General features: G+C 69.4%; 10 protein-coding genes. 6 read left to right on the forward strand and 4 right to left on the reverse strand.

The annotated features are described in order from the left end of the window. The first annotated feature begins 42 nt into the window (after positions 1–42). The 3 genes from AB4851_RS14785 (at position 43) to AB4851_RS14795 (ending at position 4,170) form a co-directional block, all read left to right on the forward strand. Entirely contained in the window at positions 43–1,182 is a 1,140-nt protein-coding gene (locus tag AB4851_RS14785) for an ABC transporter substrate-binding protein (protein ID WP_414447843.1), read from the forward strand. A gap of 74 nt (positions 1,183–1,256) precedes the next feature. After that, entirely contained in the window at positions 1,257–2,909 is a 1,653-nt protein-coding gene (locus AB4851_RS14790; protein ID WP_414447844.1) for an ABC transporter substrate-binding protein, read from the forward strand. Positions 2,910–2,943: 34 nt separating this feature from the next. Beyond that, positions 2,944–4,170 carry an acyl-CoA dehydrogenase family protein gene (locus tag AB4851_RS14795; RefSeq protein WP_414447845.1) on the forward strand — a complete coding sequence of 409 codons (1,227 nt, stop codon included), beginning with the start codon at positions 2,944–2,946 and terminating at the stop codon, positions 4,168–4,170. 265 nt (positions 4,171–4,435) lie between these two features. On the opposite strand, the gene AB4851_RS14800 is transcribed toward AB4851_RS14795, so the two are convergent. The 4 genes from AB4851_RS14800 to AB4851_RS14815 all read right to left on the reverse strand — a co-directional run bounded on the left by AB4851_RS14800 (position 4,436) and on the right by AB4851_RS14815 (position 10,190). Next, positions 4,436–5,650, reverse strand: coding sequence for an acyl-CoA dehydrogenase (locus tag AB4851_RS14800; RefSeq protein ID WP_414447846.1), 1,215 nt, complete (start codon positions 5,648–5,650; stop codon positions 4,436–4,438). Positions 5,651–6,041: 391 nt separating this feature from the next. Then, positions 6,042–7,055 (reverse strand): aldo/keto reductase, encoded by a 1,014-nt coding sequence (locus AB4851_RS14805; protein WP_414447847.1) that lies wholly within the window; start codon positions 7,053–7,055, stop codon positions 6,042–6,044. A 69-nt stretch (positions 7,056–7,124) separates the two neighbouring features. Further along, positions 7,125–8,747: an ABC transporter substrate-binding protein gene (locus AB4851_RS14810; protein ID WP_414447848.1), complete on the reverse strand. Its 1,623-nt coding sequence runs from the start codon at positions 8,745–8,747 to the stop codon at positions 7,125–7,127. A 123-nt stretch (positions 8,748–8,870) separates the two neighbouring features. Then, positions 8,871–10,190, reverse strand: coding sequence for an NtaA/DmoA family FMN-dependent monooxygenase (locus tag AB4851_RS14815; protein WP_414447849.1), 1,320 nt, complete (start codon positions 10,188–10,190; stop codon positions 8,871–8,873). Positions 10,191–10,476: 286 nt separating this feature from the next. Between AB4851_RS14815 and AB4851_RS14820 the strand changes: the two genes are divergently transcribed. From AB4851_RS14820 to AB4851_RS14830, 3 genes are all read left to right on the forward strand, one after another. Then, entirely contained in the window at positions 10,477–11,586 is a 1,110-nt protein-coding gene (locus AB4851_RS14820) for an MsnO8 family LLM class oxidoreductase (RefSeq protein ID WP_414447850.1), read from the forward strand. Then, a complete protein-coding gene (locus tag AB4851_RS14825) occupies positions 11,583–12,152 on the forward strand; it encodes a GNAT family N-acetyltransferase (protein WP_414447851.1) in 570 nt (189 codons plus the stop codon). The genes AB4851_RS14820 and AB4851_RS14825 overlap by 4 nt, the downstream gene beginning before the upstream one ends. Positions 12,153–12,219: 67 nt before the next feature. Continuing rightward, entirely contained in the window at positions 12,220–13,848 is a 1,629-nt protein-coding gene (locus tag AB4851_RS14830; RefSeq protein WP_414447852.1) for an ABC transporter substrate-binding protein, read from the forward strand.

Consider the following 13,848-nt stretch of genomic DNA (forward strand, 5'->3'; position numbering starts at 1 on the left):
GTCTCATCCGCCCGATACCGCGTTCATTCCGAGGAACCCGCGATGACTCATCTCTGGTACACCCGATGTCCCGCGCCGACGCCGTTCGGCGTGGCGATCCGCCAAGGCCGCCTGCACGACGAATTCGCGCGCGACGGGCTGACCATCGCGGCGCTGCAGGATGCCGACGATCCGCAGATCCGCCGCTCGCACTTCACCCACAGCCAGCCCTGGTCGTTCCGTCAGGGCGGCAATATCCCGGCGCTGTGGGCGCGCGCCCAGGGCAGCGACACGCGGCTGATCGCGCTGTCGTGGGTGGACGAATTCCAGGCGCTGATCACGCTCGATCCGGCGCTGGCCGCCTCGCCCGAGGCGCTCGCGCGGGCGCGCTTCGGGCTGCCCGTCAACACGCGCGCGAGCGTGGTGGATTTCCATCGCGCCACCGCGCTGCGCGGCTTCGATTCGCTGCTGGCCGTGCGCGGCATCGCGCTCGAAGCGATCACGCTGGTGGAATTGCCGCACGCGCCGCGCAGCCTGGAAGACGCCGCCGCCGGCACGGACCTGCCCGTCAGCCAGTGGCTCGCGCAGCAGCGCCCGCACGAATTCTCGCGCGAGGCCGCCGCGCTGCTGCGCGGCGAGGCCGACGTGGTGTTCGTCAAGGGCGCGACCGGCCTCGATATCGCGAACCAGCTCGGTGCAACCGTGCTGGTGGAAATCGCCGAGCAACCCGAGCGCCGCCGTCACGCCAACAACGGCACGCCGCGCCCGCTCACGGTGGATGCGCAACTGCTGCGCGAACGGCCCGACCTGGTCGAGCGCGTGCTGATGCGGACGTTGGAGGCGGGCGGCTGGGCCGCCACGCATGCCGACGACACGATCGCCTACCTGGCGCGCGAGACGCGCAGCGCCGAGCACTGGGTGCGCCGCGCGTACCGGCCCGACGTGCACCGGCAGATGACGGTCGGCATCGACCGCGGCTCGCTGGCCGCGCTCGACGATTTCAAGCGCTTCCTGCATCGTCACGGCTTTCTGCCGACCGATTTCGATCTGGACGACTGGGTCGATCCCGCGCCGCTCGCGGCGGCTTACGAGCGGCTGGCCGACGAAGCGGGCGAATCCGTTCGCGGCAATGTCAAGGAACCCGAAATACATCGTGCCGTACCGGCAAGTGCGTTGCCGCAGGTTGCGCCGGCCGTCGGCTGACGCAGCGCTCGCCCGCCTTGCCCGCTTGCGTTGCCGCGCCGCCGCGCGCCCTTTCCTCGCCACCCCGATCGTTCATGACCGCCTTCGCCGCACGCCGCACCGTCGTTCGCCCTTCAAGCCGCTCCCGCCGCTTCCCCCGCCCGCTCACGCGGGCGACCGCCATCGCCGCCACGGCCTGCGCGCTGCTCGCCGCGCTCACGCTCGCGCCCGCCACGGCAACGGCGCAGACGCGCGGCGGCACGCTGAACTTCGTCGTCACGCCCGAGCCGACCGCGCTGGTCGATTTCGCCACCACGGCCGTCAACGTGCTCAAGGTCAGCCCGAAGGTAGTCGAAGGCCTGCTCGACTACGATTTCGCGTTCAATCCGAAGCCGCTGCTGGCTGCGTCCTGGTCGATCGAGGACGGCGGCAAGCGCTACGTGTTCCACTTGCGCCCGGGCGTGAAATGGCATGACGGCCAGCCGTTCACATCGGCCGACGTGGCGTTCTCGCTCGACCTGCTGCGCAAGGTCCACCCGCGCGCCAAGAGCACGTTCGCCAACGTCACCTCGGTGGCCACGCCCGACGCGACCACCGTGGTGCTGACGCTGAGCAAGCCCACGCCGTACCTGATCAAGGCGTTCTCCGCCACCGAAACGCCGATCCTGCCGAAGCACCTGTACATGCACGGCGACCCGCTCGACAACCCGGCCAACAACGCGCCGGTGGGCACCGGGCCGTTCCGCTTCGTCAAATGGGTGCGCGGCAATTACATCGAATACGCGCGCAACCCCGATTACTGGCAGCCCGGCAAGCCCTACCTCGACCGCCTGTTCGTCAAGATCATCGCGGACCCGGGCGCGCGCACCGCCGCATTCGAAAGCGGCGCGGTGGACCTGGGCGGCGACATCCCGGTGCCGCTGGCGGACCTCGCGCGCCTGAAAGCCGACCCGAAGCTCGCGCTCGACACGCGCGGCTACGAATTCCAGGCCGGCGTGGCGCGCATCGAGTTCAATCTCGACAACCCGGTGCTGAAGAACCTGAAGGTGCGGCAGGCGATCGCGCATGCGCTCGATCGCGAGGTGATCCGCAAGGTGATCTATTACGGCTACGCCACGCCGCTGGTCAGCCCGCTGATTCCGACCAACCCGTACTACGACCCGGCGCCGAACCCCTACCCGTTCGACCCGAACCGCGCCAACGCGCTGCTCGACGCGGCCGGCTACCCGCGCCACGACGACGGCACGCGCTTCGCGCTGACGATCGATCCGCTGCCGATCGGCGACATCCCCGCGCGCACCGCCGCCTACGTGAAATCGGCGCTGGCGCGCGTCGGCATCGCCGTGACGATCCGCAACCAGGATCTGCCCGCCTATTTGAAGCGGATCTATACCGACCGCGCGTTCGACTTCAGCCTGAACGGCATGAGCAACCTGTTCGACCCGGTGGCGGGTGTCGCGCGGCTCTATACCACCGCCAGCTTCCGTCGCGGCGTGCCGTTCACCAACGGCTCCCACTACAGCAACCCCGAGATCGACACGCTGTTCGCGCAGGCCGCCGAGGAAACCGACGAGGCCGCCCGCAAGCGCGCGTTCGCGCAGATTCAGCAGACGCTGGAGCGCGACCTGCCCGACATCAACCTGGTCGCGCCGCAATACGTGACCGTCGCCTCGCGCGCCGTGCAGGCGCATACCGTGTCGCCCGACGGCGTGTCGGGCAGCTTCGCCGACCTGTGGCTCAAGCGATGACCCGCCTTTTTCCTGTTTTCCCGGAGGTTGCGCGATGAGCGCCGTACTGGTTCCCCCCGCCCCGATCGATGCGTCCCACGCAGATGGCGCGGCGCGCCCCGCCGTCGAGCGCGCCCGCGAGCTGGCCGCCGAATTCGCCGCACTGGCCCCCGAGCACGACCGCAGCGGCGCACCGCCGGCCGAACAGTTCGCACGACTACAGGAAGCCGGCCTGTTGCGCGCGCCGATCGAGCGCCGCTTCGGCGGCGACGGCGCGGGCCTGGCCGTGTCGCGCGCGATCGTCGGCGAGATCGCCTATGGCGACCCGTCGGTGGCGCTGATCCTTGCCATGCACTACAGCCAGCACAGCGCCATCGCACGCGCCACCTCGGGCCGCAACGCCGAATGGCCGGCCGCGCTGGCCGAGCGCCTGGCGCGCGAGGCCGCCATCGAGCCGGCGCTGATCAATGCCGCGCAAGTGGAGCCGGAACTCGGCTCGCCGTCGCATGGCGGCCTGCCCGCCACCGTCGCGCGGCGCGTGGGCGCGCACTGGCGGCTGTCGGGCCACAAGCGCTACGTGACCGGCGTGCCGCTGCTGTCGTGGATCAACGTGCTGGCCATCACCGACGAGGCCGAACCGCGCGTCGGCCATTTCCTGGTGCCGCGCGACGCGCCCGGCGTGGTGGTGATCGACGCGTGGGACCCGCTCGGCATGCGCGCCACGGCCAGCCACGACGTGGTGCTGAGTGACGTGGCGATCCCGCTGGACGACGCGGCCGGCCTGCGCCCCGCGCACCTCGGCCTGCAACGCGACCCGCTCGCGCTGGCCTGGTATTTCAGCCTCGTCAGCGCCGTGTACGACGGCGCGGCGCGCGCCGCGCGCGACTGGCTGCTCGATTTCCTCAACGAACGGCGGCCCGGCAGCCTCGGCGGCGCGGCGCTGGCGAGCGTGGCATCGGTGCAGGAACAGGTGGGGCGGATCGAGACCTGGCTCGCGGCCAACGACTGGCTGATGAGCACGCACGCGCGCCATATCGACAGCGGCGATGCGCCGCCCACGCTCGGCGCGGTGGTCAAGCAGACGGTGATCGAGAACGCCAAGCAGGCGGTGGCGCTGGCCGTGGAGCTGGCCGGCAATCACGGCATCGCGCGCGCCAACCCGCTCGAACGCCATCAGCGCAACGTGCTGTGCAGCGGCATTCATGCGCCGACCAATCCGCTGCTGCGCGCGAATCTGGGCCGCGATGCGCTGGCGGCGGCGGCTGTGCGGAAGAAGGCGTAGGCGTGCTGGTGGATGGGACGGCGGGCGCCGTCCTTTTCGTGTCGCCATGCGCTCATGCCATGGCGGTGCCCGGAATACCCGCCTTCGGTCAGCTATCCGGGCCGTGATGCACCGGCAGCAGCAGCCCGGAATAACACGTAGGATTCCAGCCGGACGGAACGTCGCTCGCAACACCCGGCCCTCGGCCAGGTATCCACGCCATATTGCACTGGCAGTCGCCGCCCAGAAGACACCGTAGAAATCCTGTCGGACAACGAAACGCCCCTCAGAACACCCGGCCTTCGGTCAGGTGCGTGGTCACGCCGTTCAGCGCGTAGTCGCCCACCACGCGCGCCTTGTGCAGCAGCGGGTTGTGGCTGAAGATCGTGCGCAGGTTGCGCCAGTGACGGTCGAGATTGTGACGCCGCGCGGTGGCCGATGCGCCGCCCACCTCGAACAGCCGCTCGCCGGCATGCAGCGCCAGCTTGCTGACAATCAACTGGGTGCGCGCGGTGGCCAGCGCGCCTTCGAGCACCAGCGCCTCGGCCTCGGGCGCTTCGGCCTGAATGGCGTCGGCCGAGCGGTCGAGCGCGCGCGCGTTCTCGCGCACCAGCGCGTCGATCGCGTGGCTGTGCGCGCTCAGTTCGCCCACCGTCTGCTGGATGAAATGATCCTCGCGCGCAGACGGCGCCGGGCTGTGCAGCACCGGCCGGCCGAACTCGATCACGTAGCGCGTCGCGTCGGCCGCGATCGCGCGCACGATGCCGGCGGCCACCGCCACCAGGTGAAGCTGGCGCAGCGCCCCGCCATGCCGGCCCACCAGCGTGGTGTTGCCACGGTCGATCACCTCGTTGGCCTCCACCCGCAGGTTGTCGAGCAGCAGGCTGCCGCTGGCCGTCATGCGCTGGCCCATGCCGTCCCAGTCGTCCACCACGCGCAAACCCTCGCGGCGCACCGGCACCACCACGGCCACCCGTGCGTCGTCGCTGGCGCGCACCACGTTGATTCGTGCGTAGTCCGAAAACAGCGTGCCGGTGGAGTAGTACTTGGTGCCCGACACGCGATAGCCGTCGCCGTCGGCCGTCAGCGTGGTGCTGACTTCGCCGGGGCGCGACGTGCCCAGTTCCGTGGACGCGCCGCCGAAGATCGCGCCCGACAACACGCGGTCGATCTGCAATGCATTGAACGGCGAGGCCGGCGAAAGCCGCAGCACTTCGGTGAAGTCGTAATGGATGCGCAGCGCGTGCGCGAGGTTCGAATCGGCCGCGGCCAGCGTCGAGATCACCTCGAACAGATCGACCAGCGAGCCGCCCAGGCCGCCGCTCGCCTCCGGCAGGCGCAACGCGCCGAGCGGCGTGGCGCGAAACAGCTTGAAGCCCTCGAATGGCAGTTCGCGGTTCGCCTCGCGGCGCGCGGTGTCGTGGCCCAGTTCGGCGGCGAGCGCGGGCAGCGCCGCCAGCGCGTCGGCCAAGGGTGAGGAAGTCGTCTGAGATGCGGTCATGGCAGGATGAAGAGGGAATCGTGGATCGGGCTGGCGGCGGTGGCTTGGCCGCGCGCCGTCATGAACGGATGCCCGGACACGCCGCGCGGCGCGCCCGAAGCGCATCGTGAAAGTATAGAAATGCGCGAACCGCGCGGGAACGTTCGATTTCAGCTATGGATATGCCGGATTCGGCAACGGCCCGCACCGGGCCGGCCGCACGCGGGTGCGCGGGGCCGGTCGGTCGCGATCCAGGCAGGCCGCGATGGCGTCAGCCGCCCATGCGCGCCAGCCGCCCGAGAATGGATGGCCCGGGTCGGTGAAGCCGGACCAGTGCGAGCCGTGACGGCGTCAGCCGCCCAAAAAGGATGCCCCGGTTGTCGAAGCCGGACCAGCGCAAGCCGTGACGGCGTCAACCGCCCGTGCGCGTCAGACGCCCGAAGAACGGATGCCCCGGATCGTTGAAGCCCGGCGTGGACGGATGGCCGCTCGCCACCAGCAAATCGACGAACGCCTCGTCGGCTTCCGTCAGGCGATAGGCCAGCGCCGGCAGGTAGTCGTCCCACTGTTCGAGCGTGCGCGGCCCGGCGATGGCCGAGGCGATGTAGCGGCTGTTCAGCACCCAGGCCAGCGCGAACTGGCTCGCGCTCAGGCCGCGCTCGGCCGCATGAGCGTGCACGCGCCGTGCCAGCTCGATCGTCTCGGGCCGCCATTCGGTCTGCAGCAGGCGGCGGTCGGCGCGGCCGGCGCGCGTATCGGCACCCGGCTGCGCACCGGGTTCGTACTTGGCCGTCAGCACGCCGCGCGCGAGCGGGCTGAACGAAATCACGCCGAGGCCGTAGCGATGGGCCGACGTCAATTGCTCGGCCTCGACCTGGCGATTCGCGAGATTGTAGAGCGGCTGGCTCGCGGCCGGCCCGTCGATGCCGAGCGCCTGCGCCGTGTGCGCGAATTCGGCGATCTTCCAGCCGCGAAAATTGGACAGCCCGTAATAGCGCAGCTTGCCGGCGCGGATCAAATCGCCGAGCGCGCGGATGGTTTCTTCCGGCGGCGTCAGGTGATCCTCGCGGTGCACATAGACGATGTCGAGATAATCGGTGCCGAGCCGCTTCAGGCTCGCGTCCACCGCCTGCACGATGTGCTTGCGCGACGCGCCGCGATCGTTCGGGCCGCTGCCCTGCGGGTTCGCGAACTTGCTGGCCAGCACCCAGCTATCGCGGCGCGCGGCGATCGCACGGCCGACGATGCGTTCGGATTCGCCGCCCGTGTAGGCGTCGGCCGTGTCGATCGAATTCACGCCCTGCTCGAACGCGCGATCGATGATCGAGGCCGCCGCGCGCTCGTCGGTCGGGCCGCCGAAGTTCATGGTGCCGAGCGTCAGTTCGGACACCTGGAGGCCGCTGCGGCCGAGTTGTCGGTATTCCATTCCGTCATCCTGATGAAAAAAGAAAGCATTGCTGCACTGCACTGCGTTGATCGTGCGGGCGCGCCGCGCTCACGACACCACGTACACGTCGGCCAGATTACCCTGAAGCCCGTCGGCCGTAAGCGTGTGATTGCGCACCCGCCGGTTGTAGATCGTCACCTGCTTGAGCGTGACCAGATTGACGATCGGCAGGTCGCGCGCCACCTGCTGCTGGAACTGACGGAACAGCGCGACGCGCTTGGCCGGGTCGATTTCCACCGCCGCCGATTCGAGCAGCCGGTCCACCTCGGGGCTGTTGTAATGCGTGGCGTTCGAGAACGGCACGCCGGGGCGGAAATTCTTCGACCAGTACAGGCGTTGCACGCCCACCGTCGGATCGAACGTGTTGCCGAGGAAGTTCGCATCCAGGTCGAACGCGCGATCGGTGTAGATCCGCTTCACGTACGACGCGAAATCCTGCGAGCGCACGGTGGCGTCGATGCCGATGCCGCGCAGCGTCTGGCGCAGGTATTCGGCGAGCCGCGCGAAGGTCGGATCGTACGGGTTGTAGTCGATCGTCAGCGGAAAACGAAAGCCGCCCGAGGCGCGCGGGTAGCCGGCCGCGTCGAGCAGCTTTTGCGCCCGCGCCGGGTCGAACGCGGGCACCGGCGTGGTGGCGTCGTGGAATTGCGTCAGCAACGGGCTGATCGGCGTGGGCGAGACGATGCCGTAGCCCTGCCACACGGTGCGCAGGATCGCATTGCGGTCGATCGCGTGGGCGATCGCCTGACGCACCGGCAGCTTCGCCAGATAGCGGTTGTCGAGGTTGAACTGAAGCTGCGTTTGCGCGGCGTCGTAGCTGTAGCCGCGCGTTTCGACGGCCAGGTGCGGCAGCGCCGCGAGCCGCTTGATGTCGGTCAGCGGCACCGGGTTCTCGCCGGCCAGATCCAGTTCGCCGGTTTCGAGCGCCGCCGCGCGCGCGGCCGGGTCGCCGATGAAGCGCACCACCAGTTCGTCGAGATACGGCTTCGGCGCATCCCAATAGTCCGGATTCCGTACGAACGTGACCGCGCTGCCGCGATCCCAGCGCACGAAGCGGTACGGGCCGGTGCCGATCGGCGCGAGATTGTTCGGGTTCTCCAGCGGGTTGCCGCTTGCGTAGCGGTGCGCGGGCAGGATCGGCGATTCGGACGCAGCCAGCGCATACAGCAGATACGGCGCGGGCTTCGACAGTTCGAACACGGCCGTGTGCGGATCGGGCGTGTGCACGGCGGCGACGTTGGCGAACGTCGCGCGCCCCCGCGCGTGATACTGGCGCAGCAGGTCGATCGACACGGCCACATCGCGCGACGTGAACGGCTGGCCGTCGTGCCAGCGCACGTTGCGGCGCAGCTCGAAGCGGTATTGCAGGCCGTCGGCGCTGACCGACCACGCGGTGGCAAGCTGCGGCTTCGGCTTGACGTCGAAATCGTAGGCGAGCAGGCCTTCGGTCACCTTCGGCGCGATCTTCTCCTCGGCGCCCGCAGTCGTCGCGAAATCCACCAGCGCGTTCGGCTCGGGATTCACGAGCAGCGTGACGCGCCCGCCGCGTCGCAGCGTGCCTTGCGCCGCGTCGGCTGCATGCGAAAGCGGCGCAAGCGAACCGAGCGCGGCGGCGGCGGCCGCCTGCAACGCACGGCGACGGGTAAGACTCACGGGATCGTGACCGGACATGCGAAGCGCTCCTCGAACGAGATGCCGAACTGTCGGCTGGAAAAGAGCCACCGACAATAGCAGCGCGCTTCGCGATGCTTAACCAATCAATTGGGGAATGCTTTTCCGGGCGCTCACGTCACGTCACGCCACCGCCTGCGCGGCATGCGGCAACGCGAGCGGCGGCAGTTCCAGGTTCGAGCGGAAATCGTCGCCCACGTAATCGTGATCGATGATGTTCCGCCGCCGCAATTCCGGCAGCAGGCCGTTGACGAGCAGGTCTTCCTGATCGGGCTGCCCGAGCCCGTGCAGCGACAGCACGTCCACCAGCCCGGCGCGGTAGCGCGCCTCGATCGCGTCGGCCAGTTGCTCGGGCGTGCCCGCCACCGACCAGTGCCCGGTGTCCTGCGCGCGCACGATCAGCTCGCGCAGCGTCAGGCCCTGCCGCGCGAAACCGACGAAGATCGCCACCCGTCCGCGCCGCCGGTTGACAGCCTCCACGGAAGGCAGCAGCACCTCGGGCAACGGCCGATCGAGCGACAGCTCGCGCAGGTCGAGGCCGCCGCCGAGCATGTCGGCCAGCTTGAGCCGGCCCTGCTCGTAATCGATCCGCTCGTGACGTTCCTTGAGCCGGCGCGCGACATCCGCATCCGATTCGCCGATCAGCGAATGAAACGAGTTCATCACGAACGGCAGCCGCCCGGCGCGCCCGAACGCGGTGGCCTGGCGATGCAGTTCGGTGACGAACGCGCGCGCCTCGTCGAGCGTCGGCTGCGAGGTGTAGACCACCTCCGCATGCCGCGCGCCCAGCGTCACGCCGGCCGCCGATTGCCCGGCCTGAAACTGCACGGGCCGAAGCTGCGGCGACGGCGGCACGTTCAGCGGCCCGCGCACCTGGAAATGCGCGCCGCGATAGTGGATTGCGCCGAGCTTGCGCGGATCGACCGACACGCCGCCCCCCGCCTTGCGGGTGGTGGCCGCGGGATCGTTGGCGTCGTACAGCGCATGCACGATCTCGACGAACTCGGCCGCGCGCGCATAACGTTGCGCCGGATCGGGCAGCGCGCCCTCGCCGAAATTCTCCTCGCCCACCGACGACGTCACGGCATTCCATGCCGCACGGCCGCCGCTCACATGATCGAGCGTGCCGATCAGGCGGGCCAGGTTGTACGGATGGTGATAGGTGGTGGAGACCGTCGCCACCAGGCCGATGCGTTCGGTTGCCTGACTGAGCGCGGCCAGCGCGACGATCGGCTCCTGGCTGCCGGTGATGCCGGCCAGGCCCTCGGGGTCCGTCTGCAGCAAATCCGCCGTGAACAGCCCGGTGATGCGCTCGGCCTCGGCCTTGCGGGCCAGCGCGGCGGCGCGGCGGATGCCCTGCGAGGGGTGGGCATCGCCCGTGGCGTGAATCACGCTGGTCGCGCCAACCAGCGTCTTCAGGCGGCGGGGTCTCGTGTCGTTCATCTGGTTTCCTTATCGATTTGCGCGGGCCGGCGCCGCACTCGAACGCGGCAGCATCGAGATGCACGCCGCAGCATCGATACGCACTCCGATGCAGTTTTCCGGCGCGGCATCGCCCGCTCGCGCCCTCGACCTTACTGCAACGTGCCCGGCGTGCAGGAACCATTATTTTTGGCTTTGGATATTCCTCTTGCTTGTTTGACCGGGCCACGCGCGGCGAAAAATAATCCGGCATGTCCAACCCGGCAATCGCCCTGCCGCCGCCCGCACCGATCGCCTCCGGCTCTCCATGACGTTAACCCTTCGCTCCTTCCCCACCGACCTGCGCGCGCTGCCGTTCCGGCTGGGCGTGCTCGACAAGAGCCCCGTCGCGCCCGGCGAATCGGCCGGCGACGCGCTGACGCGCAGCGTCGCGCTGGCACGCTTCGCCGATACGGCCGGCTACCACCGCTACTGGGTGGCCGAGCATCACAACTCGCCGGGCCTCGCGTGCCCGTCGCCGGAAATCCTGATCGCGCATTTGCTCGCCCACACGGCGCGCATCCGCATCGGCTCGGGCGGCGTGATGCTCCAGCATTACGCGCCGTACAAGATCGCCGAGAACTTCAACCTGCTCGCCACGCTCGCGCCGGGCCGCATCGATCTGGGCATCGGCAAGGCGCCGGGCGGGCTGCCGCTGTCGACGCGGGCGCTGCAGGGCGATTACGACCGCGCGCGGCGCGGCAGCTTCGCCACGCTCGCCGAGCAACTGAATCATCATTTGCGCACCGTCGGCACGCCGCCGGCCGGCACCGAAAACGACGAGAGCGCGCTGCGCGCCACGCCGCTGCCGCCCGCCGCCGCGCGGCCCTACCTGCTCGGCGCGAGCGTGGACAGCGCCACGCTGGCCGCGCGGCTCGGCTGGGATTTCGTCTACGCGTCGCACATCAACGCGTCGCGCACCGATCTCGAACAGGCGTTCGACGCCTATCGCGCCGCATCGGGCGGCCGCACGCCGCTGCTGGCGATCGCGGCGATCGTGGCGGCCACGCACGACGAGGCCGTGCAACTGGCGAGCGGCTACGAGCGCTTTCGCGTGCAGGTCGGCGATACCCCCGCGATCAACGTGGGCAGCCTGGCGCAGGCGCATGCCTATATCCGGCAGGCCGGCGGCGGCGAGCACCGCATCGAGGAACGCGAGGCGCGCATCGTGCACGGCACGCGCGATGCGGTGCTCGACGAATTCGATGCGCTGCACCGCCGCTACGGCATCGAGGAATTCATCATCGATACGCCGCTGGCCGAGGCTGCACCGCGCGTTGCGTCGCTGCATCTGCTGGCCGGGAAATCGACGAGCACGCGCGCGTTTGAAACCGCGCCGTCGCACGCACTCCACACCGAACCGGCGAACGCCTCATGAGCGACACGATCCGCATCGCCACCGCCGCCGACGCGCCGGCGCTGTATGCCCTGCTCCAGCAGTCGTATGCGTCGCTGGCGCAGCACGGCGTGCATTTCACGATCACGCGCGCGCCCGTCTCACAGGTCGAGCAGGCCGTCGCCAGCCAGACCAGCTTCGTGCTCGAACGGCCCGGCGACGATGGCCGCCCGGTGCTCGCCGCCACCGTGACGGTGCGCTTTCCGTGGGTGGACAGCGACCGGCAGCGCACGCCGTATCCGTTCCTGCACTGGTTCGCCGTGGCGCCCGCGTTCAAGCGGCAAGGCCTCGGCTCGATCGTGCTGGCGCACGTCGAGGAGCAGTTCCTGGCCGCGCAGGTGAAGGCGCCGGCCACCTACCTCGCCACCGCGATCGAACATCCGTGGCTGCCGCAGTACTACCGGCAGCGCGGCTACGTGCCGTTCGATCGCTCAGTCAATGCGCTCGGCACCTCGCTCGTGTGGCTGCGCAAGGTGCTGATTCCCGAGTTGTACGAAGCATCGACACAGGCCGATGCGGAGCCCGCGGGCATCGCTTCGATCAACTGAACGACGCGCGGCGATACGCTCGCCGGCGCGCCCCGCCCCCGAATTTTTTCCACCACGCCACTCCGACATGACGTCTCCGTTCCTCCCGCTTTCCGCTTCGCACCGCGCCGCCGCGCTCGCCGCCGCTGCGCTCGCGCTGTCGCCGCTGGCGCACGCGCAGGCCCCCGCCACCGGCGGCACGCTGACCTGGGGCGTGGAAACCGAGCCGCGCACGCTGAACCCGCAATTGAACGGCCAGGACAAGGTGGAGCTGCTGTTGCGCAACGCCTATGAAAGCCTGCTCGCGCAGCGCCCGGACGGCAGCTATGTGCCGTGGCTGGCCACCGCGTGGAAGGTGTCGCCGGACGGCAAGACCTACACGTTCACGCTGCGCGACGGCGTGAAGTTCAGCGACGGCGCGCCGTTCGACGCCAAGGCCGTGGCCCGCAACTTCCTCAACGCGCGCGACCTCGCCTACTCGGGCGGCAGCAACCTGGCGCGGCTGATCTCGCACGTGGCCGACGTCAAGACGCCCGACGCGCACACGCTGGTCATCACGCTCGACGCGCCGTACGCACCGTTCCTGACGTTCTCGGGCCGCCTGCCGCTGCTCTCGCCGAACGCGTTCGACAAGCCGGACCTCAAGGCGGGCGGTGTGGACATCGCCGGCACCGGCCCGTTCGTGCTGCGCAAGTACGTGAAGGGCCAGCAGATCGAATTCGATCGGAATCCCGACTATCGCTGGGCGCCGGCCACGGCCGGCCACCAGGGGCCGGCGTATCTGGATCGCGTGGTGTATCGCTTTCTGCCCGAATCGTCGGTGCGCACCGGCGCGCTGCTGTCGGGCCAGGTGGACGTGATCGAGGGCATCTCGGGCAACGACGCCGGGCTGATCCGCTCGAACCCCGATCTGACCTACCAGCACGCGCTCAACACCGGCACGCCGTATTCGCTGTTCCTGAACGTGACCTACGGGCCGACGCAGGACGCCAAGGTGCGCCGTGCGCTGCTCGAAGGGCTCGACGTGTCGGGCATCGTGCAATCGATCTATCGCGGCGAGCGCACGCGCACCTGGGGCATCACCTCGCCGATCGATCCGCTGTACGACCGCGGCATCGAAAAGACCTACGGCAACGATCCGGCGCTCGCCAACCGCCTGCTGGACGAAGCGGGCTGGAGCGCACGCGATGCGGGCGGTTATCGCGCCAAGGGCGGCGAGCGACTGACCGTCACGGTAATTCAGGCGCAGGCCACCGTGCGCGACCAGCGCGACGTGCTGCTGCAGGCCTTGCAGGCGCAGGCACGCCAACGGCTCGGCATCGACCTGAAGATCCAGTACGTGGACGACGGCACCTACACCGATGCGCGCAAGAGCGGCAAGTTCGGCTCGATCGCGAATTCGAACACGCCGCCCGACGGCATCGACATCGAAGGCCATTACCTGCCGATCGATCGCGGCGGCGCGCTGAACTACAGCCGGGCCTCCGCGCCCGAACTGACGCGCTGGCTGCAAGCGGCGGCGGCCACGCAGAACCAGGCCGAGCGCAAGAAGCTGTACGGCGAATTGCAGCACTTCGCGATCAAGGAACAGGCCTACGCGGTGCCGCTCTACGAGCCGGAAGATCAGATCGCGGCGGCCAAGGCGGTGCAGGGGCTGCGGTTCCGGCCCTACGCGCAGATGCCCGAAAACCCGTACGACGTCTGGATCAGGAAGTAA

Source organism: Burkholderia sp. 22PA0099, from assembly GCF_047497165.1.
In the GTDB taxonomy this organism is placed as follows: Bacteria; Pseudomonadota; Gammaproteobacteria; order Burkholderiales; family Burkholderiaceae; genus Burkholderia.